The following is a 278-nucleotide window of genomic DNA, read 5'->3' as shown; positions in this document are numbered from 1 at the left end:
GACGGATCAACGGAAAGCTCAGCGGCGGAGTTAAGCATTCCTTCAATGACTAGTGACAACGCGGACAGCTATAGATTGAATATCACTTCGACTTCTATCACTGGTCTTACAATCTTCACAAAGCAAATCGACCTGTTATTTACTCTTGGGCAAGAAGATTCTGTAGCTCTCTATAACTTATTCGTAGAGTTAGGAACAACTCCTGACAAAGCTATTGAAATGCGTGATTGGGTGGATAATGACGGAAAATCAGTTGCTACTCAAATTGACAACTACGG

1 protein-coding gene is annotated in these 278 nt (G+C 41.7%); it reads left to right on the top strand.

Annotated elements, in window-relative coordinates; all coding sequences use genetic code 11:
- Positions 1-278: hypothetical protein (locus IC221_RS29415; protein ID WP_188172340.1), on the top strand; the 278-nt coding region annotated here is incomplete at both ends.

The organism is Flammeovirga sp. EKP202 (assembly GCF_014534745.1).
In the GTDB taxonomy this organism is placed as follows: Bacteria; Bacteroidota; Bacteroidia; order Cytophagales; family Flammeovirgaceae; genus Flammeovirga.
The sequence above is the reverse complement of the archived record's forward strand: the minus strand, read 5'-3'. Positions and strand labels throughout refer to the sequence as shown.